Consider the following 24,355-nt stretch of genomic DNA (forward strand, 5'->3'; position numbering starts at 1 on the left):
CGAACGGACACAGGACCGGGGAACGGGTGAACACGCATGAGCGATGAACAGAAGCTCCTCGGCTACCTGAGGAAGGTCACGGCCGATCTCCACCAGACGCGGCAACGGCTGAGCGAGGCCGAGGCCCGCAACCGCGAACCCGTCGCGATCGTCGCCATGGGCTGCCGGTTCCCCGGCGGCGTGAGCGACCCCGAGGGCCTGTGGCGGCTGCTGGGCTCGGGCGACGACGCCATGACCGAGTGGCCCGTGGACCGCGGCTGGGACACCGACTCGCTGTACGACCCCGAGCCCGGCACCCCCGGCCGCAGCTACACACGCACCGGCGGATTCATCGACCGCGTCGCGGACTTCGACGCCGGCTTCTTCGGCGTCTCGCCCCGCGAGGCCGTCGGCACCGACCCGCAGCAGCGCCTCCTGCTGGAGATCTGCTGGGAGGCCCTGGAACGGGCCGGCATCGACCCGGCCGGGCTGCGCGGCAGCCGCACCGGCGTGTTCGCGGGCACCAACCTTCAGGACTACACCACCCTGCTCAGCCTCTCGGACAACGCGGGCGACGACGGTGTCGGCAACTCCGCGAGCGTCCTGTCCGGCCGCGTCTCCTACACCCTCGGCCTGGAGGGCCCCGCGGTGTCCCTCGACACCGCCTGCTCGTCCTCCCTGGTGACCCTGCACCTGGCCGTCCAGGCCCTGCGCAACGGCGAGTGCGACCTCGCGCTGGCCGGCGGCGTCACCGTCATGTCGACGCCCACCGTCTTCCTGGAGTTCAGCCGGCAGCGCGGCCTCGCCGCCGACGGCCGCTGCAAGGCCTTCGCGGACGCCGCCGACGGCACCGCCTGGGGCGAGGGCGCCGGCGTCCTCGTCGTCGAGCGCCTGTCCGACGCCCGCCGCAACAACCACCCCGTCCTCGCCGTCGTCCGCGGCTCCGCCGTCAACCAGGACGGCGCCTCCAACGGCCTCACCGCCCCCAACGGACCCTCCCAGGAACGCGTCATCTGGCAGGCGCTCACCTCCGCCGGCCTGGCCCCGGCCGACGTGGACGCCGTCGAGGCGCACGGCACCGGCACCAGCCTCGGCGACCCCATCGAGGCACAGGCCCTGCTCGCCACGTACGGCCAGGACCGGCCCGCCGACCGGCCCCTGCTGCTCGGCTCGGTCAAGTCCCACATCGGCCACACCCAGGCCGCCGCCGGAGTCGCCGGCGTCATCAAGATGGTCCTCGCGCTGCGCGAGCGGCACCTGCCCGCCACCCTGCACGTCGACCGGCCCTCCACCCACGTCGACTGGTCCGCCGGACACGTCGAACTGCTCACCGACGCCCGGCCCTGGCCCGCCGCCGACCGGCCGCTGCGCTGCGGCATCTCCTCGTTCGGCGTCAGCGGCACCAACGCCCACGTCATCCTCGAGCAGCCCCCGGCACCGCAGGAGACCGCACAGCCCGCCACCGGCACCGACACGCCGCCGGCCACCGCGGCCACCGGCCCCTTCGCCTTCCCGGTGTCCGCACGCACGAACACCGCACTGCGCGCCCAGGCCCGGCGCCTGCACGACCACCTGACCTCCGGGGAGCACCCCGCCCCGCACCCCGCCGACCTCGCCCGCGCACTGACCCGCACCCGCTCCGCCCTGGAACACCGCGCCGTCGTCGTCGCCCGGGACACCCCCGAACTCCTCGCCGGCCTCACCGCCGTCGCCGAGGACACGCCCGCACCCACCGTGGTCAAGGGCGTCGCCGACACCGAGGGCGGACCCGTCTTCGTCTTCCCCGGACACGGCCCGCAGTGGCCCGGCATGGCCACCGAACTCCTCGACACCGACGAGGTGTTCCGCACCCACTTCACCGAAGTCGCCTCCGCCGTCGAGGAGTACACCGACTGGAAGGTGCTGGACGTGCTGCGCGGCGTCGACGGCGCCCCGCCGCTGGACCGCGTCGACATCGTCCAGCCCGCCCTGTTCGTGGTCTGCGTGGCGCTCGCCCGCCTGTGGCGGTCCCACGGGGTGCGGCCCGTCGCCGTCGCCGGCCAGAGCCAGGGCGAGATCGCCGCCGCGCACGTCGCCGGCGCCCTCACCCTGGCCGACGCCGCCCGCATCGTCGTCACCCGGGGCCGCGCGCTCGCCCCGCTCGCCGGCCGCGGCGGCATGCTCTCCGTACCGCTGCCGCTCGCCGAGGTGGAACGCCGCCTGGCCCGCTGGGAGGGGCGGATCTCCGTGGGCTCGCTCAGCGGCCCCCGCGCGGTCGTCGTCTCCGGCGAGACGCAGGCGCTCGACGCCCTGCGGGCCGAACTCACCGACGAGGGCGTACCGGCCCGCCGCGTCGCCATCGGCTACGCCTCGCACTCCGCGCAGATCGAGGAGGTGCGCGACGACCTGCTCGCCGCGTTCGCGCCCGTCGCCGCGCGCCCGGCCGACGTGCCGTTCCACTCCACGGTCACCGGCGGCCGGATCGAGGACACCACCACGCTGGACGCGGACTACTGGTACCGCAACGTCCGGCAGACCGTCCGCCTCGGGGACACCGTCGAGGCGCTCGCCGCCGCGGGCCACCGCGTCTTCGTGGAGGTCGGCCCCCACCCCGTGGTGACCACCGTCCTCGGCGACGTCCTGGACGAGGCCGGCGCCGCCGACAGCGTGGTCGTCGGCACCCTGCGCCGCGGCGACGGCGGCCCCGCCCGCTTCCTGCTCTCGCTCGCCGAACTCCACGTCCAGGGCTGCGCCGAGCTCCGCGCCACCGACGACACCCCGGCGCGCCGCGTCGACCTGCCCACCTACGCCTTCCAACGCCGGCGCTACTGGCCCGAGTTCACCCGGGCCGCGGCCGCCGGCACCGCACGGGGCACCACCGACGGACCGTTCTGGGACGCCGTCGAGCAGGGCGACGTCACGGCCCTGACCGCCGCTCTCGACCTCGACGAGAACGCCGTCTCCCGGCTCGTCCCGGCGCTGGCGCACTACCGCCGCCACAGTGCCGAGACCGCCGTCGCCGACTCCTGGCGCTACCGCATCGCCTGGCAGCCCGTCGAGGACGGACCCGCCCCCGCCCTCACCGGCCGCTGGCTCGTCGTCGTCCCCACGGGCCGCGAGGACGGCCCCGAGGCCACCGCGCTGACCGCCGCCCTGCGGCGCGCCGGCGCCACCCCGGTGACCGTCCCCGTCGACTGCGCGGCCGACCGGACCGCCGTCGCCGCCGCCCTCACCGGGAGCGCCGGTCCCGCGGCGGAGCCCGCCGCGCCCACCGCGCCCGCCGCCACGAACCGTGCCGCCGACGCCGCCGGAGTCGTCTCGCTGCTCGCCCTCGACGAGGACCCGCTGCCCGCACTGCCCGCCGTACCGAGGGGGTCCGCCGGGACCGTCGCCCTCGTCCAGGCGCTGCAGGACCTCGGCGCCGACGTCCCCGTGTGGTTCACCACCCGCGGCGCCGTCGCGACCGACGCGCGCAGCGCCCCGCAGGCGCCCGTCCAGTCGATGGTCTGGGGGTTCGGACGGGTCGTCGCCCTCGAACAGGCCGATCTCTGGGGCGGTCTCGTCGACCTGCCCGCCGTCCTCGACGAGCGCGCCGCCGACCGGTTCACCGCCGTGCTGGCCGGCCGCGACCACGAGGACCAGGTCGCGATCCGCGCCACCGGCGTCCTCGGCCGCCGACTGCTGCGCGCGGCCACCGGCGCCCTGCCGACCGGCCGCCGCTGGCAGCCCGACGGCACCGTACTGGTCACCGGCGGCACCGGCGCACTCGGCCGGCACGTCGCCCGCTGGCTCGCCCGCTCCGGCGCCCGCGACCTGCTGCTGGTCAGCCGCTCCGGCCCGGACGCGCCCGGCGCCGCCGAGTTCGCCGCCGAACTCGCCGCCCTCGGCGCCCGCGCCGCCATCGCCCGCTGCGACATCGCCGACCCCGGCGACCTCGCCCGCCTGGTCGCCGCGATACCCGACGAGCGGCCCCTGACCGCCGTCTTCCACACCGCCGCCGTCCTCGACGACGGCGTCATCGGCTCCCTCACCCCCGAACGCCTCGCCGACGTGCTGCGCGTCAAGGTGGGCGGCGCCCTCAACCTCGACTCCGCCACCGCCGGCCTCGACCTGTCGGCCTTCGTCCTGTTCTCCTCGTCCTCCGGCGTCTTCGGCAGCCCCGGACACGGCAACTACGCCCCCGGCAACGCCTTCCTCGACGCCCTCGCCGAGGACCGCCGCGCCCGCGGACTGCCCGCGACCGCCGTCGCCTGGAGCGGCTGGGCCGACGGCGGCATGGCCGCCGGCACCGTCGGCGAACGCCTGGAGCGCCACGGCGTGCGCCTCATGGACCCCGAGACGGCCGTCACCGCCCTCCAGCACGCCCTCGACCACGACGACACCACCCTCGTCGTCACCGACATCGACTGGGAGGCGTTCGGCGCCGAACTCGCCAAGGGCCGCCCGCGCCGCCTCTACGCCGCCCTGCCCGAAGCACGGCAGGCCCTGGCCGGCACCCGCGGCACCGCACCGGAGCCCGCGCCGGGGGAGGGGACCGGCCTCGCCGAACAGCTCGCCCCACTCGGCGACAGCGACCGCCGCAGCGCCCTGCTCGCCCTCGTCCGCGCCCACATCGCCTACGTGCTCAACCACCCCAGCCCCGACGAGGTCGAACCCACCCGGGCCTTCCGGGAACTCGGCTTCGACTCGCTGACCGCCGTCGAACTGCGCAACGCCCTCAACGCGGCCACCGGCCTGCGCCTGCCGACCAGCCTCGTCTACGACTACCCGACGCCCGCCGCGCTCGCCGACCACCTCGGCGCCGCGTTCGCCCCCGCGAGCCCCCCGGCGCCCACCGCGTCCGCGGCCCTGGACGTACGGCGCGCGGACGACGACGACCCGATCGCCGTCATCGGCATGGCCTGCCGGTTCCCCGGCGACGTCAGCACCCCCGAGGAGTTCTGGCGGCTGCTGACCGCCGGCACCGACGCGATCACCCCCTTCCCCGACGACCGCGACTGGGACCTCGACGCGCTCCACGACCCCGAGCCGGGACGCGGCGGCGTCTCCACCCGGGCCGGCGGCTTCCTCACCGGGTTCGCCGACTTCGACCCGGCGTTCTTCACCATCTCCCCGCGCGAGGCCGCCGCGATGGACCCGCAGCAGCGACACCTGCTGGAGATGTCCTGGGAGGCGTTCGAGCGGGCCGGCATCGAACCGGGGACACTGCGCGGCAGCCGTACCGGTGTCTTCGCCGGCACCAACTACCAGGACTACTCCTCCCGGCCGCTCGCCCTCGACGAGGACGCCGGCGCCCACCTCGGCACCGGCAACTCGGCGAGCGTCCTGTCCGGCCGCATCTCCTACACCTTCGGCCTGGAAGGGCCCGCGGTCACCGTCGACACCGCCTGCTCCTCCTCACTGGTGGCCCTGCACCTGGCCGTGCGGTCGCTGCGCTCCGGCGAGAGCGACCTCGCGCTCGCCGGCGGCGTCACCGTGATGTCCACCCCCGGACTGTTCCTCGACTTCAGCCGGCAGCGGGGCCTGGCGGCCGACGGCCGGTGCAAGTCCTTCGCGGACGCCGCCGACGGCACCGGCTTCTCCGAGGGCGGCGGCATGCTCCTGGTGGAGCGCCTGTCCGACGCCCGCCGCAACAACCACCGGGTCCTCGCCGTCGTCCGCGGCTCCGCCGTCAACCAGGACGGCGCCTCCAACGGGCTCACCGCCCCCAACGGGCCCTCCCAGCAGCGCGTCATCCGCGCCGCGCTCGCCGACGCGGGCCTCGGCACCGCGGACGTCGACGTCCTGGAGGCGCACGGCACGGGAACCATGCTCGGCGACCCCATCGAGGCCCAGGCCGTCCTCGCCACCTACGGCCAGGACCGGCCCGCGGAGCGGCCGTTGTGGCTCGGCTCGGTGAAGTCCAACATCGGCCACACCCAGGCCGGCGCCGGCGTCGCCGGGATCATCAAGATGGTCCTGGCCCTGAACAACGGAGTCCTGCCGGCCACCCTGCACGTCGACCGGCCCTCCACGCACGTCGACTGGGACGCCGGCGACGTCCGGCTGCTGACCGAGGCCGTCGCATGGCCCGAGAACGGCCGCCCCGGCCGCGCCGGCGTCTCCTCCTTCGGCATCAGCGGCACCAACGCCCACGTCATCCTCGAAGCCGCCACCGAACACGAACCCGACGGGCCCGCCGACACCGGACCCGCCGCACCCGCGGCCACCGGCACCCCCGCCCCCGTCACCCCCTGGGTGCTCACCGCCCGCAGCGCCACCGCCCTGCGGGACCAGGCGAGCCGCCTGCTCACCCACCTCGCCGACCGGCCGGAGGCCGACCCCCGCGACGTGGGACTGTCCCTCGCCACCACCCGCACCGCCTTCGAACACCGGGCCGTCGTCCTCGGCGCCGACCGGGCGGAACTCACCGACGCCCTCACCGCGCTGGCCGAGGGACGGTCCGAGCCCCGCACCCCGGCCGGCGTGGCGCGCGGCGCCGGCCGCACCGCGTTCCTGTTCACCGGCCAGGGCGCCCAGCGACCCGGCATGGGCCGCGAACTCCACCGGACCCACCCCGTGTTCGCCGAGGCCTTCGACGCGGCCTGCGCCCACCTCCCCGGACTGCGCGAGATCGTCCTCGGCGGCGACGACGGCTCCGACGCCGCGGCCGCCGAGGTCCTGAACCGCACCGAGCACGCCCAGCCCGCCCTGTTCGCCTTCGAGGTCGCCCTCTACCGCCTGCTGGAGTCCTGGGGCATCGTGCCCGACCAGGTCACCGGCCACTCCGTCGGTGAACTCGCCGCGGCCCACGTCGCCGGAGTCCTCTCCCTCCAGGACGCCTGCACCCTCGTCGCCGCCCGCGGCCGCCTCATGCAGCAACTGCCCCCGGGCGGCGCGATGGCCTCCCTGCAGGCCTCCGAGGCGGAGGTGCTGCCGCTGCTCGCCGGGCGGGAGGCCGCGCTCGGCATCGCCGCCCTCAACGGCCCCGCGGCCACGGTCGTCTCCGGCACCGAGGACGCCGTCACCGCCGTCGTCGACCAGCTGGCGGCGCAGGGCCGCAAGACCTCCCGGCTGCGCGTCAGCCACGCCTTCCACTCGCCGCTCATGGACCCCGTCCTCGACGCCTTCCGGTCCGTCGCCGCACGCCTCACCTACTCCGCGCCGACGCTGCCCTTCGTCTCCGGCACGACCGGCGAGCCCGTCGACGCGACACAGCTGACCGACCCCGAGTACTGGGTGCGCCACGTCCGCGAACCGGTCCGCTTCCACGACGCCGTCCGCCACCTCCGCGACGACCTCGCCGTCACCCGCTTCCTGGAGATCGGCCCGGACGCCACCCTGACCACCCTGGCCGCGGCGGCCCTGGACGACCCCGACCGCCCCGAGGCCCACCTCGTCCCGGCCGTCCGCAAGGACGTCCCCGAGACCCGCGGCCTCCTCACCGCGCTCGGCCGGCTGTTCACCACCGGCACCGAACCCGACTGGCCCGCCCTGTTCACCGGCGCCCGGCCCGTACCGCTGCCCACCTACGCCTTCCAGCACGAGCGCTACTGGCTGCCCAGCGCCCCCTGGACCGGCGACCTCCAGGGCGCCGGCCTGGAACCGGCGGCCCACCCCTTCCTGGGCGCCGCCCTCAGCCCCGCCGGCTCCGACACCGTCCTGTTCACCGGACGCCTGTCCCTGCGCACCCACCCCTGGCTCGCCGACCACACCGTGCTCGGCCAGGTCATCCTGCCCGCGACCGGCTACCTCGACCTCGCCGTCCACGCGGGCGACCGCACCGGCTGCGGCCACCTGGCCGAACTCACCCTGCACAGCCCGCTGGTGATCCCCCGCGAGGGCGCCGTCCAGCTCCAGGTCACCGTGGAGGCACCCGACGAGCGGGGCCGGCGCGCCCTCGGCGTGTACGCGCGCCCCGCCGACACCGACACCGACACGCCGTGGGAACAGCACGCCCGGGGCACCCTCGCCCCCGAGACCCGGGCCCCGGCCGCGCCGGCCGACCTGAGCGTCTGGCCCCCGCACGGCGCCGAGACCGTCGCCGCCGGCGGCCACTACGAAGGGTTCGCCGAGGCCGGCTTCGACTACGGGCCCGGCTTCCAGGGACTGGGCCGGGTGTGGCGGCGCGGCGACGAGGTGTTCGCCGAGGCCGCGCTGCCCGAGGAGCACCGCGCCGACGCCCCGCGCTTCGGCCTCCACCCCGCCCTGCTGGACGCGGCGACCCAGGCACTGCTCGTCGCACTCCCGGGCGGCGCCGGGAAGTCGCCGGAGCCGATGCTGCCCTTCGCGTGGAGCGGCCTGACCCTGCACGCGGAGGGCGCCACCGCCCTCAGGGTGCGGCTGGCACCGGCCGGACACGACCACGGGTTCTCCGTGCTCGTCGCCGACACCGACGGCCACCCCGTCGCCACCGCCGAGTCCCTCACCCTGCGCGCCGTGGCCGCCGCCCGGCCGCACGAACACGACGACCGGGCACCCGGACTGCTGCGCCTGGCCTGGAACGCCGCCCGGCCCGCCCCGGCCGCACCCCACCCGGAATCGGCCCGCTGGATCATCCTCGGCGAGGGCGACGACCGGATGGCCCGGGCCGTCGACGCCGCGGGCGTCCACCTGGAGGCGTACGCCGACCTCGAAGCGCTCGGCAAGGCCGTGGACACCGGCATGACCCTGCCGGACGTCGTGCTCGTCGCCCCCGACGGCCACCGCCCCGACGACGGACGCGACGTCCCCGGCACCGTCCGCTCCGCGCTCACCCCGGCCCACGACCTGATCCGCGGCTGGCTCGGCGACGAACGCTTCGCCGCCTCCCGCCTGGTGTTCGTCACCCGGTCCTGCGTGGCCACCGACGACGACGGCGGCATCCAGGACCTGGCGGGCGCGGCCCTGTGGGGCATGGTCCGCTCCACCCAGGCCGAACACCCCGGCCGCTTCCAGCTCGTGGACCTTCCCGGCACCCCCGACGAGACGGACGAACACGCCCTCCTCGCCGCCGTCGCCGCCGTCCACCCGCAGAGCGCGGTCCGCGCCGGCCGGGTCCTGCTGCCCGAACTCGCCCCGGCCGAGCCCGGCACCGAGGCGCCCGCCCTGGCGTCCGGCACCGTCCTGGTCACCGGGGCCACCGGCGCCCTCGGCAGCACCCTCGCCCGGCACCTCGTCACCGCCCACGGCGTACGCGGCCTGCTGCTCACCAGCCGCCGCGGCCCCGACGCCCCCGGCGCCGGCGCGCTGCGCGACGAACTCACCGCACTCGGCGCGGACGTCACCCTCGTCGCCTGCGACACCGCCGACCGCGCCCAGGTCGAACGCCTCCTCGCCGCCGTCCCCGCCGACCGGCCCCTGACCGGCGTGGTGCACGCCGCCGGCGTCGTCGACGACAAACCGGTCACCGCCCTGGACCCCGAACGCTTCGAGCGGGTCCTGCGCCCCAAGGCCGACGGCGGCTGGCTGCTGCACGAACTCACCGCGGACCACGACCTGTCCGCGTTCGTCCTGTTCTCCTCCGCCGCGGGCACCTTCGGCTCCCCGGGCCAGGCCAACTACGCCGCCGCCAACGCGTTCCTCGACGCCCTCGCCTCCCACCGGCACTCGCACGGCCTGCCCGCCTCCTCCCTCGCCTGGGGACTGTGGGAGAGCGACAGCGCCCTGACCTCCGGCCTCTCCGACACCGACCGCCGCCGCATGACCCGCGGCGGCATGCGGCCGCTGTCCACCAAGGACGGACTCCTCCTGCTCGACAGCGCGCTGACCACCGACCGCCCCGCCCTCATCGCCATGGACACCACCGCCGGCACCGGCGCCCTGCAAGCCCTGCTGCGGCCCGCGGACCGCCCGGCCGGCCGCCGCAGCGCGGCGGGCGCCCGGCCGGCACCGACCACCTCCGCCCGGCTCGCCGGACTCGACCCGGCCGAGCGCCGCACCACACTGCTCGCCCTGGTCCGCGATCTGGCCGCGGCGGTCCTCGGACACGCGTCCGCCGACGCGGTGGAGGCCGACCAGCTCTTCACCGAGCAGGGCTTCGACTCCCTGACCGCCGTCGAACTGCGCAACCACCTCGCCACCGCGACGGCCCTGCCCCTGCCGCCGACCCTCCTGTTCGACCACGCCACCCCGGAACTGCTCGCCGCCCACCTCGACCAGCGGCTGCTGGACGCGCCCACCGGCGGCGACCCGGCCGCGCCGGCCGCCCGGCCCGCCGCGCACACCGGGGACACCCTCAGCGGCCTGTTCAAGCAGGCCTGCGAGAGCGGCCGCGTCGACGAGGGCTTCGCCCTGCTCCAGGCCGCCGCCGCACTGCGGCCGACCTTCGCCTCCCCGCGGGAACTGACCACGGTGCCCGAGCCGATCAGGCTCTCCAAGGGCGAGACCGGCACACCGTTCGTCTGCTTCAGCTCCTACGTGGCGCTGGCCGGCGTGCACCAGTACGCGCGGTTCGCCTCGGCCTTCCGCGGCGAGCGCGACGTATGGGCCCTGCCCACCCAGGGGTTCGGCACCGGTGAGGCACTGCCCGCCTCGTTCGACGCCGTCGCCGCGCTCCAGGCCGAGGCGGTCACCAGGACCGTCGGCGACGGCCCCGTCGTCCTCGTCGGCTCCTCGTCGGGCGGCATCCTCGCCCTGGCCGCCGCCCGGCACCTCCAGGAGCAGGGCAGGCCCCCGGCCGCCGTGGTCCTGCTCGACACCTACATGCCGCGCGCCGACTCACCGTTCCTGAAGTTCTCCCAGCAGATGCTGGGCGGCATGTTCGACCGCGAGTCGATGTTCGCCCACATGGACACCGACCGGCTGACCGCCATGAGCTGGTACATCAGCCTCATCGGCGAATGGGAGCCGGGGCCGCTGGACAGCCCGGTCGTCCTGGTGCGCTCCAGCGAGCCCCCGGTGCCCGCCGACCCGAACGGCCCCCTGGAGCGGGAGGAGTGGCAGTCGTCGTGGGAGCGGGCGCACACCACGATCGACGTCCCCGGCAACCACTTCACGATGATGGAGACCCACGCCCGCAGCACCGCCGGCGCCACCGACGCATGGCTGGAGAGCCTGGACCAGGACGGCTGACCCACCACGCGCGACACGATGCCCCCTGCGTCCGGACCGGACACAGGGGGCAACGTGCGCAGCGGAAGAGCGGAAGAGCGGAAGAGCGGAAGAGCGGAAGAGACGGAGGGGCGGTGTTCAGACCGCCCAGTGCGGCGTGTCGGTGATGGTGAGCACGGCCGCGCTGCACAGCCATCCCGGCCCCTGGGAGAACAGCAGGACGTTGTCGCCCGGCACCACCTCGCGCGTGCGCACCAGGTGCTCCAGGGAGATGAACACGTCGGCGCCGCCCACGTGCCCGACCGTCCTGCCGAAGTCCCAGCTGCACTCCGCCATGGTCAGCCCGAGCGGCAGCATGATCGAGTACTCGATCATCCGGCCGTCCATGTTGATCGGCACCACCTTGGTCAGGTCGGACGCGTTCAGGCCGGCGTCGACCAGCGACCGGTGGATCATGTCCAGGCCGAACAGGGTCAGCTTCTCCATCGTCTCCGACAGGGGCATCCGCTCACTGAACTGCTCGGCCCGCTCGACCATGCCGGCCACCGTTCCGGTGTCCTCGCGAAGCAGCAGCGGCCCGTCCCCGCGGTGCCACGACTCCAGCTCGTGCAGCACCCCCGAGTTGAGGGAGCGCACCTCGGCGAAGCCCTCCTCGTCGCTCACCAGCACCGCGGCCGCGCCGTCGCCGAGGATGTACGCCTGGCCGAAGCCCTTCCACCGGTCCATCTGCGGCGAGGAGAAGTTCTCGCCCGTCGTCAGCAGCACCGAACCCGCCCCGGCGGCCCCGGTGAGCTTGCCGATCGCCACCTCCAGGGCGCTGAGCATGCCGTCGCAGCCCTGCTGGAGGTAGAGCGCGGGAATGTTGCCCAGGCCCAGCTCCCGAAGGATGTAGCCGGGCGGGTAGGCGCCGTCGGGGCCCTGGTAGTGGACGGCGCTGTGGATGTACGCCCCGAGGTCCTCGGGATCGGTCTTCGAGCGCTCCAGCGTGGTCCGCGCGGCCGCCACGACCAGGTCCATGGCCGGCACGTCACCGGCGACATGGGTGCCCGTCAGCCCGTTCGCCGCCTGGATCTCGCCGTCCAGCCTCCCTTCGGCCACGGCCTGCAGGGCGTCGGCCCACTCGGGCAGCACGACGCCCAGCGATTCGATGTGCACGTTCTCGACCCTCATCCGGCTTCTTCTCCTCTTCCGCCTTCGGGCGTTCTGTGTCGTGCGGCGTCATGACGGCGGACCTCCCGCGTCACGACGGCGCCGGGCGGTGCGGCACCACCGTCAGGTGCCGCACCGCCCGGCCGGGGAACCCGCCTCAACGGGCCTGTCGGACAGGCTGGTTCAGCGGGCGAGCAGCTCCTTCTTCAGATGGCGGGCGAGCCCGGCCGGCGTGGCGAAGTCGAACACCACGGCCGCCGACAGGGGCAGCCCGGTCGCCTCGACCAGCGCGTTGCGCGCGGTGAGCGCCGTCAGCGAGTCGAAGCCGAGCTCCCGGGTCTCGCCGTCCGGCGGCACCTGGGCGCCGCCGGGCAGCCCGAGGGAGGCGGCGAAGTGCGTGCGTACCAGGTCGATGAGGGAGTGTTCCTGCTCCGCGTCCGACAGGGCCGCCAGCCGGTGCCGCAGCCCGGACGGGTCCGCCACCGCGTCACGGGCCACCCGGCGGCCCGCACCGCGCACCAGCCCCCGCCGCAGCGCGGCCGAGCCGGTGAGCGGGCCCCGGGAGCCGGTGCCGCCCAGCGGGGTGCGCGCGGCGACGACCGCGGGCAGCCCCAGCGAGCGCGCCGCGTCGAAGAGGTCGAGGGCCTCCCGCGAGTCCAGGTCGCTCCCGCGCACCGACACGGCCGGCACACCGCCGGCCCGCAGCCGCACCGCCCACGCGTCCAGGAACGCGCCGGCGGCCTCGGCGACCAGCCCGGGGGCGGCCGCCGCGGGGGCCGGGGAGCTGAGCACGAACAGGTCCACGTCCCCGGGCGCGAGCCCGTCGCCGAGGGCGAGCGCGGTGTCGACGACCGGCCGCAGCACCGCGTCGACATCGCCGTCGGGTCCCTCGGAGGCGAGGTGCACGGCCGCCGCGAACAGCACGGCCGAAGGACCGGCCGCCCGCAGCGGGCGCACGGACGCCACCGGGTCCGCCGCGTCCCACCCGGCCACGGACGTGCCCGGCACCCCTGCCTCCGCCGCGGTGTCCGGGTCCGGCCCCGCGGTGTCGGCCAACAGCACCTCACGCGAGCCGAGTCCGGCCTGCAGACGCCCGACCGGTGCGGTCGCCCCGGCCCGCACCACCAGCAGCGGGCCCGTGCCGCGCGGGGCCGGCACCGGTGCGCCGGCGCCGGGCCCGACGCGTTCGATTCGCGGCGCGCGCGCCGCACGGCCGCGCAGCGCCAGCCGGGGTTCGCCGGAGGCCACCGCGTCGGGCAGGACGCGCCAGGACCGCTTGGAGGCGTCCGTGTCGACCAGCAGGAAACGGCCCGGTGCCCGGTCCTGCGCCGCGCCGACCAGCCCCCACAGCGCGGCGGCCGGCAGGTCCGGCACCGTCGAACCGTCCCAGGCGGGCACGGCGTCCCGGGTCAGCACGACCAGCCGGCTGTCCGCGAACAGCGGATCGCCCCACCGGCGCGCCCACTCCAGTCCCTCGCGCACGGCGCCGCGCACCGCGTCCGCGACGTCCGCCCCGCTTCCGGCGGCGGCCGACGCGGGGGAGACGACCACCACGTGCGGCGGCGCGCCGCCGTCCGCGACGGCCTTCGCGAGGGCGCCGAGGTCCGGATACGTCTCCGAGTAGCGCCCGGCGGCCATCAGACCGGCGCGGACCCGCAGCGGGTCGTCGCCGACCACCGCCCACCGCTCGTCGCCGTGCCGCGCGGCCGGCGTGAGCCGCACGTCGTCCCACACCTGGGCGAACAGGCCGTCCTGCTGGACGGCCGACGCCCGGGCCAGCGCGGAGCGGGTCAGTCCGCCGGAGGTCACGGACTCCACGCTCAGTACGGGATCGCCGGCCGCGTCGGCGGCCTCGATGCCGAATCCGCCGTCGGGCCGCGGCCGTACCCGCACGCGCAGCACGGACGCCCCGGAGGCGTGCAGCGTCACCCCGTGCCAGGCGTCCGGCCACCACAGGCCGTCTGCGTAGCCGTCCGGCGCGGGCGCCTGGACCGCCGGATCCACCCGGGTGTGCAGGAGCAGGGGCCGCAGCACCGCGTCCAGCAGCGCCGGGTGCAGTCCGAACAGGGCTCCCTGCTCACGGTTGTCGTCGGGCAGCGCGACCTCGGCGAACAGCTCGCCGTCGCGCCGCCACACCGTCCGCAGCTCGCGCGGCACGCCGTCGCCGGACGGCAGCTCCTCGAAGGGGACGCGCCGGGAACCCGCGGGCGGCCACACGGCCGGTTCACCCGGGTCGTCGGGGTCGGGGAGGCCGGGCGCGAGGGTGCCGGACGCGTGGCGGGTCCAGGGCCGCCCGGCCGCGCCCCCGCCGTCCCGCCGGGCGTGCACGGTCACGGGACGTACGCCCTCGTCACCGGCGGCCCCGACGCTCACCCGCAGCTGGACACCGTCCCGCTCGGGCAGCACCAGCGGTTCGCCGGTGCTCAGTTCCACCAGGTGTCCGCAGCCGACGTGGTCCCCGGCGTGCAGCACCAGCTCGGCGAGCACCGCGGGCGCCACGACGGCCCTACCGGCCACCGTGCGCGACGGCAGCGGAGCGTGCCCGCCGCCCCGCAGCCGGCCCGTGAACAGCACGCCGTCCCCGCCGGGCAGCTCGACCGCGGCCTGCAGCAGCGGGTGCGCGCCGTCCACCAGGCCCAGTTCCAGGGCCCCTTCGTAGACCCGCGAGGACTGCTCCGCCGCCCGGGCCCTGCGCCACAGCAGCCGGCCGGGCAGCCCGGCCAGACGCTTGCGGGCGATCTTCCCGGCGGGGTTGCGCGGGATCTCGTCGACCTCGTACAGCTCCTCGGGCAGCTTGAACGCCGACAGCTCCGCGCGGCACGCGGCCCGGACCGCGTCCGGGTCGATGCCGCCGGGCCCGCGCACCAGGTAGGCCACCGGCACCTCGCCGAGCGTGTCGTGCGGCTTCGCGCCCACGGCCGCGTCCGCGACCCCCTCCACCCGGCCCAGCACCTTCTCGATCTCGCCGGGATGGATGTTCTCGCCGCCGCGGATGATGAGTTCCTTCAGGCGGCCGCTGATCGTGACGTACCCGGCCTCGTCCTGCCAGGCGATGTCCCCGGTGCGGTACCAGCCGTCGCTCAGCACGGACGCCGTCGCCTCGTCCTGGCGGTGGTAGCCCAGCATCAGCGCCGGGCTGGAGACCCACACCTCGCCCTCCGCCCCGCCGGGCACCTCCTCCCCGGTGCGGGGGTCCGTCAGACGGAGCGTCAGTCCCGGTACGGGCAGCCCGCAGGAGCCCGGCACGTACGGGCCCTCGGGGAGGTTGGTGGTGATCGCGCCGCCGGTCTCGGTGCTGCCGTAACTGTCCAGCAGCGGCAGTCCGAACGCGGCACGGAAGGACTCGTGCAGCGACACCGGGCAGGAGGAGCCGGCGACCATGCACAGCCTGAGGTCCGCCAGGGCGTCGAAGCCGTCGGACCGGGCCCGCTCGACCATGTGGTGGTACATCGTCGGCACCCCGACGAGGAAGGTGGAGCGCTCCTCGCGGGCCGCGCGCAGGATCTCGTCCGCCGCCAGCCCGTCGGTGATCCGGGCCGTCGCGCCGACCGCCACCACCCCGAGCACGCACACGTTGTGCGCGACGGCGTGGAACAGCGGCATCGGCCACAGCACCCGGTCCCGCGGCGACAGCCCGAGGACCGGGGCGGTGCAGGCGCCGGTCGCCCACAGCGACGACCGCTGGGTGGAGACCACGCCCTTGGGACGGCCCGTGGTGCCGGACGTGTAGAGCATCCACGCCGGCTCGTCCAGGCCCAGGTCGTCGCGCGGCGGATGACGTATCGACCAGGTCGTCGCCAGCGTCTCGTAGCGCGGCAGACCGTGCTCCTCCCCGGGCCCGGAGGGGTCCGGCACCACGACGACCGCGACCCCCGGCCGGTCGACCAGGACCCGGCGCACCTGGGGCAGTTGGGCCACCCCGGTGATCACCATCCGGGCCCCGCAGTCGTCCAGCAGGAAGGACAGCTCGGCGTCGGTCGACTGCGGGTTGAGCGGGACACCGACCGCGCTCGCCCGCGTGACGGCCAGGTAACTCTCCACCGTCTCCACCCGGTTGGGCAGGTAGATCACGGCCCGCGTGCCGCGTTCCAGGCCCAGTTCGGCGAGATGGCCGGCCACCCGGGCGGTACGCAGGGCGAGTTCGGCGTACGTCACCGAGCGGTGAGCGTCGCGGAACGCGGGCTGCCGCGGCCGCTGCTCGGCGTGCTCGGCGAGCAGTTCGTGCAGCGGCCGGACGAGATCGGCACGGAACATGTCACTCACGCTCCTCGGACTCCCTGCGGTCAGGCGGCGGACGAGCGGTAGCGGCGCACCGCCAGCGTCCGGCACACCAGGGCGATGACGACCGACCACGTCACGGACACCGCCACGGCGTGCTCGGCGGGCCAGCCGGTCGTCGCGTGCAGCCCGGGGTTGCCGAACAGGTCACGGGCCGCCTGGACGGTGGCCGTGAGCGGATTCCACTCCGCCGCGAAACGCAGCGGGGCCGGGAGCGTGGACGGTGCGACGAACGCGTTGGACAGGAAGGTCAGCGGGAACAGCCACAGGAAGTTGCCGGTCGCGGCGGCCTCCGGCGCGCGGACCGACAGACCGATGAGCACACCCACCCACGACAGGGCGTAGCCCAGCAGGAGCAGCAGCCCGAACGCCGCGCCCGCGTGCAGGAATCCGTGGTGGATGCGCCAGCCGACGATCAGGGCGCAGCCCACCATCACCACGATCACGGCGGAGTTCTGCACCAGGTCGGCGAGCGCGCGGCCGGTCAGCAGCGCCCCGCGGGACATGGGCAGCGAGCGGAACCGGTCGACCATGCCGCTCTTGAGGTCGTTGGCCATGCCCACGCTGCTGTTGCTGGCGGTCGCGAAGGCGATGGTCTGCGCGAAGAAGCCGGGCATCATGTACTCGCGGTAGGCCTCAGGGCCGCCCGCGCCGGGCAGCGCAAAGGAGCCCGCGAAGAGGTAGGCGAAGAGCAGGACGAACACGATCGGCTGCACGAGGCTGAGGACCAGCACCTCGGGGATGCGGACCATCCTGATGATGTTGCGCCGCGTGATCACGACCACGTCGTGGATCGCCTTCGCCGCGGACGCGGGGCGCAGGGCGTCCCCGCCGCGGGACTGTACCGCCCATGCCACGGTCATCACTCCTTCTCGTTCGACGCGCCGGCCGACACCATCGCGGGTGCGGGCCGGTCACCGCGGGGCGGGTCCGTCAGGGCCAGGAACACCTCGTCGAGGGTCGGCTGGCGCAGGCTGATGTCGCTGATCTCGATCCCGGCGCCGGCCAGGGCGCCGATGACCTCGGTCAGCAGGTGCACGCCGCCGTCCACCGGCGCGGAGACCAGGGACCTGGCCCGGTCCACGTCCGGTGCGCGGGTGCTGAAGCGGCCCAGCAGCGTGGCGGCGCCCGCGATCTGGTCGGCGCGCTCCACCACGATCTCGATCTGCTGCCGGCTGGTCCGTGTCTTGAGTTCGCGCGGTGTGCCCTGGGCGATGATCCGGCCCTGGTCGACGACGGCGATGTCCCGGGCGAGGCGGTCCGCCTCCTCCAGGTACTGCGTGGTCAGCAGCAGGGTGGTGCCCGCGTCGACCAGCCGGTCGATGGCTTCCCACAGCAGCAGGCGGCTGGTGGGGTCGAGGCCCACCGACGGCTCGTCGAGGAACATCACCGACGGCCGCACCACCAGCGCGCACGCGAGGTCGAGCCGCCGGCGCATGCCGCCCGAGTACGTGCTGGACACCCGTCCGGCCGCCCCGGTCAGCTCGAACTGCGCGAGCAGCTCCTCCGCCCGCCGCCGGGCCGCGCCGGCCCGCATGCCGTACAACTCGCCGATTATGCGCAGGTTCTCACGGCCCGTCAGCCGGTCGTCGACGGCGGCGAACTGCCCCGACAGCCCGATCGACCGGCGCACCAGGTCCGGGTCGCGGACCACGTCGTGGCCCGCGACCGTGGCGGTGCCCGCGTCGGGGCGCAGCAAAGTGGTGAGCACCCGGACGGCGGTGGTCTTGCCCGCCCCGTTGGGGCCCAGCAGACCCAGCACGGTGCCCTCCGGGACCGTGAGACTGACTCCGTCGAGAGCCCGGATCTTCCCGAAGGTCTTGACGAGGCCCTCAGCGTGGATGGCGCCCGGCATGGCTTCTCCGTCCTGTTTCTGCGTTCGGTGGGACTTCTCAGTTCGCGGAGATCAGCTTCAGCTCGGGGTGGGCGGTGCCGCCCGCGATCGCGGTGGAGGAGATGTGGGAGACGACCCGCTCGTCGACCGGGTCGTTCGCCGGGTCGTCGTTGACCTTGAGGTGCTCGTAGGTCGTCGAGCGCTGCGCGGGCACCCGCCCGGCACCGCGGATCAGCGTGAGCAGTTCCACCAGGTTGGAGCGGTGCTTGGCACCGGCCGAGGAGACGACGTTCTCCTCCAGCATCACGGAACCGAGGTCGTCCGCGCCGTAGTGCAGGGTCAGCTGGCCGGCCTCCTTGCCGGTGGTCAGCCAGGAGCCCTGGATGTGGCGGACGTTGTCGAGGAACAGACGCGCGACGGCGATCATCCGCACGTACTCGAAGAGCGTGGCCTGCGTGCGGCCCTTGAGGTGGTTGTTCTCGGGCTGGTAGGTGTACGGGATGAAGGCGCGGAAACCGCCGGTCCGGTCCTGCACGTCGCGGATCATCCGCAGGTGCTCGATGCGCTCGGCGTTGGTCTCACCGGTGCCCATGAGCATCGTCGAGGTCGACTCGACACCCAGCCCGTGCGCGACCTCCATGATCTCCAGCCAGCGCTCACCGGACTCCTTGAGCGGGGCGATCGCCTTGCGGGGGCGGGCCGGGAGGAGTTCGGCGCCGGCGCCCGCGAAGGAGTCCAGACCCGCGGAGTGGATGCGGGTGATGGCCTCCTCCACGCCGACCTTGGAGATCCGGGCCATGTGCTCGACCTCGGACGCGCCGAGGGAGTGGATGACCAGCTGGGGGAAGTTCTCCTTGATCGCGGAGAAGTGCTTCTCGTAGTACTCCACGCCGTAGTCGGGGTGGTGTCCGCCCTGGAACATGATCTGGGTGCCGCCGAGTTCGACGGTCTCCGCGCAGCGGCGCAGGATGTCGTCGAGGTCGCGGGTCCAGCCCTTGGCGGTGTCCTTGGGCGCGGCGTAGAAGGCGCAGAACTTGCACGCCGTGACGCACACGTTCGTGTAGTTGATGTTCCGCTCGATGATGTACGTCGCGATGTGCTCGGTGCCGGAGTACTTGCGGCGGCGTACGGCGTCGGCGGCGGCGCCCAGCGCGTGCAGCGGGGCGTCACGGTAGAGGTCGAGCGCCTCTTCCGGGGTGATGCGCTCACCCTCGGCGGCACGGTCGAGGACGGACTGCAACGGGGACGGGGTAGGTCGGGGCATGGTGCCGGCCTTTCCGGGGCTGTGGATGGTGTTCCTGGTCATGGCGGGGGTCTCACTCGGGGGCGGTGTCCAGCAGGCGTACGGCCACGTCGGGCGGGAAGCCCTCGGCCGCACCGCCGACCCGGCGGGCGAACTCCTCGATGCCGGCCAACTGCTCCGCGCCGAGCCGGAAGTCGAGCGCCTCCGTGTAGTACCGCTCCAGCGTTCCGGCGTCGAACTCCTCCCACTGGGAGGCCTGTTCGCTCACCTCGGTCACCTCGCGCAGCGACAGGTCCCGGGAGGCCAGCAGGTCGGCGTGGACCTGGTGGACCAGAGCGGGCTCGCGGGCGAGGAAGTCGCGGCGCGCCGCGAACACGGCGAACACGAACGGGAGTCCGGTCCACTCCTTCCACATCCGGCCCAGGTCATGGACCTGGAGGCCGAGTCCGGGGGCCTCGTGCAGCGCGGCACTCAGCGCCACGTCACCGATGATGACCGCCGCGCGTGCCTCGGTCATCATCGTGCGCAGGTCGGGCGGCCGCACCACGTACTCGGGCCGCACACCCACCTTCTCCTCCAGGAGCAGCTGGGCCAGCCGCACCGAGGTCCGGCTGGTCGAGCCCAGCGCGACGCGCTCGCCGTCCAGCTGTTCCAGCGGCACCTGACTGAGGATCAGGCACGACATGACGTCGCCGTCGCTGCCCACCGCGATGTCCGGCAGGGCCACCAGGTCGTCGGCGTGCCGCAGGAACTCGACCAGGCTGATGGGCCCGATGTCGAGATCACCGGCGGCCAGCGCCCTGTTGAGGCCGTCCGGGCTGTCCGTGCGCAGATCCAGGTCGAGCAGGCTGCCGGTACGGGCCAGCCCCCAGAACAGCGGCAGGCAGTTGAGGAACTCGATGTGCCCGACTCGGGGGCGGCGACGTTTGGTGCGCAGCGCCGACGACGGTTCTGCGACGAGTGGTTCGGTCATCTCTGGACGCTCCCGGAGCGGGTCGAAGAGGGGCGGCGGGGCGTACTCGGTGCCCGGCGCACGGAACGAGGAGGGACAAAGGGGGGGTGTGCGACGCGCCGGGAGAGGAGCATCCCGGCGCCCGCCTGAACGTGTGCGGCCCTGCCCGGCAGCCCGCGCCGGTCCTACGCCCCGCGGGAGACCGTCGCGGTGAAGTGCTCGGTGAGGACGGCGAGGACGTCCGCCGCCCGGTCGGTGAGGTAGAAGTGACCGCCGGGGAACACCTGCAGCGTGCTGCCGCCGAGCGTGTGGCCCTCCCAGGCGCGCGCCTCGTCCAGCGAGGTCTTCGGGTCGTCGTCGCCGACCAGCACCGTCACCGGGCAGCGCACGGTGTCCTGCGGCGCGGCCAGATAGGTCTCGACGGCCGTGTAGTCGTTACGGATCGCGGGCAGCACCATGCGCAGCAGCTCCTCGTCGTCGAGAAGCCGGCTGTCGGTACCGCTGAGCGCCCGGATCTCGGCGATCAGCCGGTCGTCACCGAGGGTGTGCACCCTCTCGTCCCGGGTCCGGGACGGCGCCCGCCGCCCCGACGCGAACAGCCGCACCGGTCCGCTCCCGGACCGCTCCAGACGCCGGGCCACCTCGAAGGCGACCACCGCCCCCATGCTGTGCCCGAAGAACGTCAGCGGCCGGTCCTGCCAGGCCCGCAGCGCCTCGGCCACCCGGTCGGCGAGTTCGGCCACCGAGGTCAGCCCCGGCTCATGACGCCGGTCCTGCCGGCCCGGGTACTGCACCGCGACCACGTCGACGCCGGGACTGAGGGCCGCGGCGACCGGCAGGTAGAAACTGGCGGAACCCCCCGCGTGCGGAAAGCACACCAGACGCTCGGCCGCTTCGGGAGCGGGACGGAAACTGCGGATCCACAGATCGTCCGCGGGACTTGGACTCATGGGACGCGGATGTCCTTCCAGGGGATCGGCGCACCGGGCACAGGGGCCCGGTGAACGGTGCGGAACTGGCTGCGGGGGCGGCGGAGCCTCAGGCGCTCTCCGCCTCCGGACCCCAGACCTCGACGTCGTCGGCGACACGGCGCACGTGGATGCACTCGCCGGGGCACTCCTTGGCGGAGTCGGCGACATCCGGCAGAAGCTCCAGCGGGATCCGGGTGGCCGCGCGGGGTTCCTGGAGGAGCTCGTCGTCCTCGTCTTTCACATAGGCGATGCCGTCCACGTCCAGTTCGAACACCTCGGGCGCGTACTGGGCACAGATACCGTCGCCGGTGCACAGCTCATGGTCGATCCAGACCTCGAAGGCCTGCTCGCCGCTCGTCTGCTGGGACATGTCCACCTGCCTGTCTGCCGATCGTGTCGTGAGAGCGCGCACCGCGGTGCGCGGGAGTGAAGGGGGAGAAGGAAGGCCGCGGCAGGACACACCGTCCGCCGCGGCCCGGCGCGTCAGACACGCATCGGCTGCGGCTCGTCGCGGCGGGCGAGGTCCGGGCCGTCGTACTCGCGGATGATCTCGTAGCGGGTGTTTCGCTCGACGGGGCGGAAGCCGGCGTCGCGGATCAGGTCGAGAAGATCCTCGCGGGTCAGCTTGTTCGGGGTGCCGTAGTTGTCCGCGTCATGGGTGATCTTGTACTCGACGACCGAGCCGTCCATGTCGTCCGCGCCGTGCTGGAGGGCGAGCTGCGCGGTGTGCAGGCCGTGCATGACCCAGAACACCTTCACGTGCGGCACGTTGTCGAACAGCAGCCGGGAGACCGCGAAGATCTTCAGCGCCTCGGTACCGGTCGCCATCTGGGTGCGCGCCTGGAGCTTGTTGCGGACCTTGCCGTCCTTCATGTCCACGAAGTCGTGCTGGTAGCGCAGCGGGATGAACACCTGGAAGCCGCCGGTCTCGTCCTGCAGCTCACGGAGCCTGAGGACGTGGTCGACACGGTGGCGGGGCTCCTCGATGTGCCCGTACAGCATGGTGCACGGCGTCTTGAGACCCTTGGAGTGCGCGAGGCGGTGGATGCGCGACCAGTCCTCCCAGTGGGTGCGGTGGTCGACGATGTGCTGACGCACCTCCCAGTCGAAGATCTCCGCGCCACCACCGGTCAGCGACTCCAGGCCGGCGTCGATCAGCTCGTCCAGGACCTCCGACGCGGGCAGCCCGGAGATGGTCTCGAAGTGGTGGATCTCCGTCGCCGTGAACGCCTTGATCGACACGTTCGGCAGCGCCTTCTTCAGCTCCCGCAGCGAACGCGGGTAGTAGCGCCAAGGAAGCGTCGGGTGCAGGCCGTTGACGATGTGCAGCTCCGAGAGGTGCTCGCTCTCCATCGTCTTGGCGAGGCGGACCGCCTCCTCGATGCGCATCGTGTACGCGTCCATCTCGCCCGGCTTGCGCTGGAACGAGCAGTAGGCGCACGACGCGGTGCACACGTTCGTCATGTTGAGGTGGCGGTTGACGTTGAAGTGGACCACGTCGCCGTTCTTGACCGTGCGCGCATGGTGCGCGAGCTCGCCCAGCCAGGCCAGCTCGTCCGACTCGTACAACGCGATGCCGTCCTCGCGGGACAGCCGTTCACCGGAGTAGACCTTCTCCTCCAGCTCACGCTTGAGCCCTGCGTCCATTACCGGGGAACCTCCTCGGTCAGTGCCTGGCGGCACACGTAGTGAGTGCGAGTACGCGGGTGGCACGTAACTCGTCTGCGGGCCCCGGCCGAGCCACCCGTCTTCGCGGACGACTCGCGCCGCCGTGGATCCGGCAGGGCGGAACTGGTGCGGAGCCGCGCCACCCGACCCGGGCCGGCCGGTCCGCCCGCTTCCGGACGAGCCCGAACCCTCCTGGAAACAGCGGCACTTGGACCGCTCCCTGACCGGAACACAGGGGTTCCGGCCACGTCGGATGAGGCTCCCTCATCTTCGCGGAGGACAGTCTGGGGAAAACCCCACACCCACTGCGGCTTTCCTGGAGGGGGCGCGCGAGCGCCGTCACCGGATCACTCACGGCAGAGATTGAGGCGGGCCGCATGACGTCACCACTGACCCTGGCGCACTCCCCGTGCCCGAACGACACGTTCGTCTTCCACGCCCTGACCCACGGCCTGATCCCCGGGGCTCCCGGGACCGACGTGCGCCTGGCCGACATCGACGTCACCAACGGCCTCGCCGAACGCGGCGAACTGGACGTCCTCAAGGTGTCCTACGGCGTCCTGCCGCACGTACTCGACACCTACGCCCTGCTGCCGTGCGGCGGCGCCGTCGGCCGCGGCTGCGGACCGCTCGTCCTGCGCCGGCAGACCGGCCCGGCCGGCAGCCTCACCGGCGCCCGCGTCGCCGTACCCAGCACGAGCTCCACCGCCTATCTCCTCTTCCGACTCTGGGCGGCCCGCGCCGTCCCCGGCGGCGTCGGCGAGATCGTCGTCCTGCCCTTCCACGAGATCATGCCCGCCGTGCGCGACGGCCTCGTCGACGCCGGCCTCGTCATCCACGAGGCCCGCTTCACCTACCGCCACTACGGCCTGCACAGCGTCGCCGACCTGGGCGAGGAATGGGAGAAGGAGACGACCCTGCCCGTCCCGCTCGGCGCCATCATCGCCCGCCGCAGCCTCGGCGCCACCCGTCTCACCGCCCTCGCCGACGCCGTCCGCGCCTCCGTCCGCGCCGCCTGGGACACCCCCGCCGCCTCCCGCCCCTACGTCCTCAAGCACGCCCAGGAACTCGCCACGGACGTCGTCGACCAGCACATCGAGCTCTACGTCAACTCCTTCACCGCGGAACTCGGCGACGAAGGCCACGCCGCCGTACGCGAACTCCTCGGCCGCAGCGCCGACCTCGGCCTGCTGCCCGCCGTACCCGACGGCGCCCTGGACTTCCCCCCGAGCCTCTAGAGTCCAGCGCCCGCCAACGCTAGGGGATCTCTTAGAGCCGGTCACCGCAGGTCC

Annotated in this window: 11 protein-coding genes; 2 read left to right on the forward strand and 9 right to left on the reverse strand. The window is 74.2% G+C overall.

All coding sequences use genetic code 11. The features are described from left to right. The first annotated feature begins 36 nt into the window (after window positions 1-36). Window positions 37-10,989 (forward strand): type I polyketide synthase, encoded by a 10,953-nt coding sequence (locus OG199_RS43200; RefSeq protein ID WP_405827187.1) that lies wholly within the window; start codon window positions 37-39, stop codon window positions 10,987-10,989. Window positions 10,990-11,106: 117 nt separating this feature from the next. Here the strand turns inward: OG199_RS43200 and OG199_RS43205 are convergent, their stop codons facing one another. The 9 genes from OG199_RS43205 to mqnE all read right to left on the reverse strand — a co-directional run bounded on the left by OG199_RS43205 (window position 11,107) and on the right by mqnE (window position 23,042). Next, window positions 11,107-12,138 carry a ketoacyl-ACP synthase III family protein gene (locus OG199_RS43205; protein ID WP_168525164.1) on the reverse strand — a complete coding sequence of 344 codons (1,032 nt, stop codon included), beginning with the start codon at window positions 12,136-12,138 and terminating at the stop codon, window positions 11,107-11,109. Window positions 12,139-12,300: 162 nt separating this feature from the next. After that, window positions 12,301-16,371 (reverse strand): AMP-binding protein, encoded by a 4,071-nt coding sequence (locus tag OG199_RS43210; RefSeq protein ID WP_405834371.1) that lies wholly within the window; start codon window positions 16,369-16,371, stop codon window positions 12,301-12,303. A 29-nt stretch (window positions 16,372-16,400) separates the two neighbouring features. Then, window positions 16,401-17,258, reverse strand: a complete 858-nt coding sequence (locus tag OG199_RS43215; protein ID WP_401809973.1) for an ABC transporter permease — start codon at window positions 17,256-17,258, stop codon at window positions 16,401-16,403. Next, window positions 17,258-18,250, reverse strand: coding sequence for an ATP-binding cassette domain-containing protein (locus OG199_RS43220; RefSeq protein WP_405827184.1), 993 nt, complete (start codon window positions 18,248-18,250; stop codon window positions 17,258-17,260). The genes OG199_RS43215 and OG199_RS43220 overlap by 1 nt, the downstream gene beginning before the upstream one ends. A 37-nt stretch (window positions 18,251-18,287) precedes the next feature. Next, a complete protein-coding gene (gene mqnC, locus OG199_RS43225; RefSeq protein WP_405834369.1) occupies window positions 18,288-19,493 on the reverse strand; it encodes a cyclic dehypoxanthinyl futalosine synthase in 1,206 nt (401 codons plus the stop codon). 52 nt (window positions 19,494-19,545) lie between these two features. Next, window positions 19,546-20,445 carry a menaquinone biosynthetic enzyme MqnA/MqnD family protein gene (locus OG199_RS43230; RefSeq protein WP_405827182.1) on the reverse strand — a complete coding sequence of 300 codons (900 nt, stop codon included), beginning with the start codon at window positions 20,443-20,445 and terminating at the stop codon, window positions 19,546-19,548. A 164-nt stretch (window positions 20,446-20,609) separates the two neighbouring features. Further along, entirely contained in the window at window positions 20,610-21,374 is a 765-nt protein-coding gene (locus OG199_RS43235) for a thioesterase II family protein (RefSeq protein ID WP_401810113.1), read from the reverse strand. Between the two features lie 88 nt (window positions 21,375-21,462). Beyond that, window positions 21,463-21,765, reverse strand: a complete 303-nt coding sequence (locus tag OG199_RS43240; RefSeq protein WP_168525150.1) for a ferredoxin — start codon at window positions 21,763-21,765, stop codon at window positions 21,463-21,465. Window positions 21,766-21,878: 113 nt separating this feature from the next. Then, on the reverse strand, window positions 21,879-23,042 hold the full coding sequence (mqnE, locus tag OG199_RS43245) for an aminofutalosine synthase MqnE (RefSeq protein ID WP_401810111.1): 1,164 nt from the start codon (window positions 23,040-23,042) through the stop codon (window positions 21,879-21,881). Between the two features lie 398 nt (window positions 23,043-23,440). Between mqnE and OG199_RS43250 the strand changes: the two genes are divergently transcribed. Beyond that, complete coding sequence (locus OG199_RS43250) at window positions 23,441-24,301, forward strand: 1,4-dihydroxy-6-naphthoate synthase (RefSeq protein WP_401810109.1); 861 nt, start codon at window positions 23,441-23,443, stop codon at window positions 24,299-24,301. The last annotated feature ends 54 nt before the right edge of the window (window positions 24,302-24,355 follow it).

It is taken from the genome of Streptomyces sp. NBC_01176, assembly GCF_045039825.1.
In the GTDB taxonomy this organism is placed as follows: Bacteria; Actinomycetota; Actinomycetes; order Streptomycetales; family Streptomycetaceae; genus Streptomyces.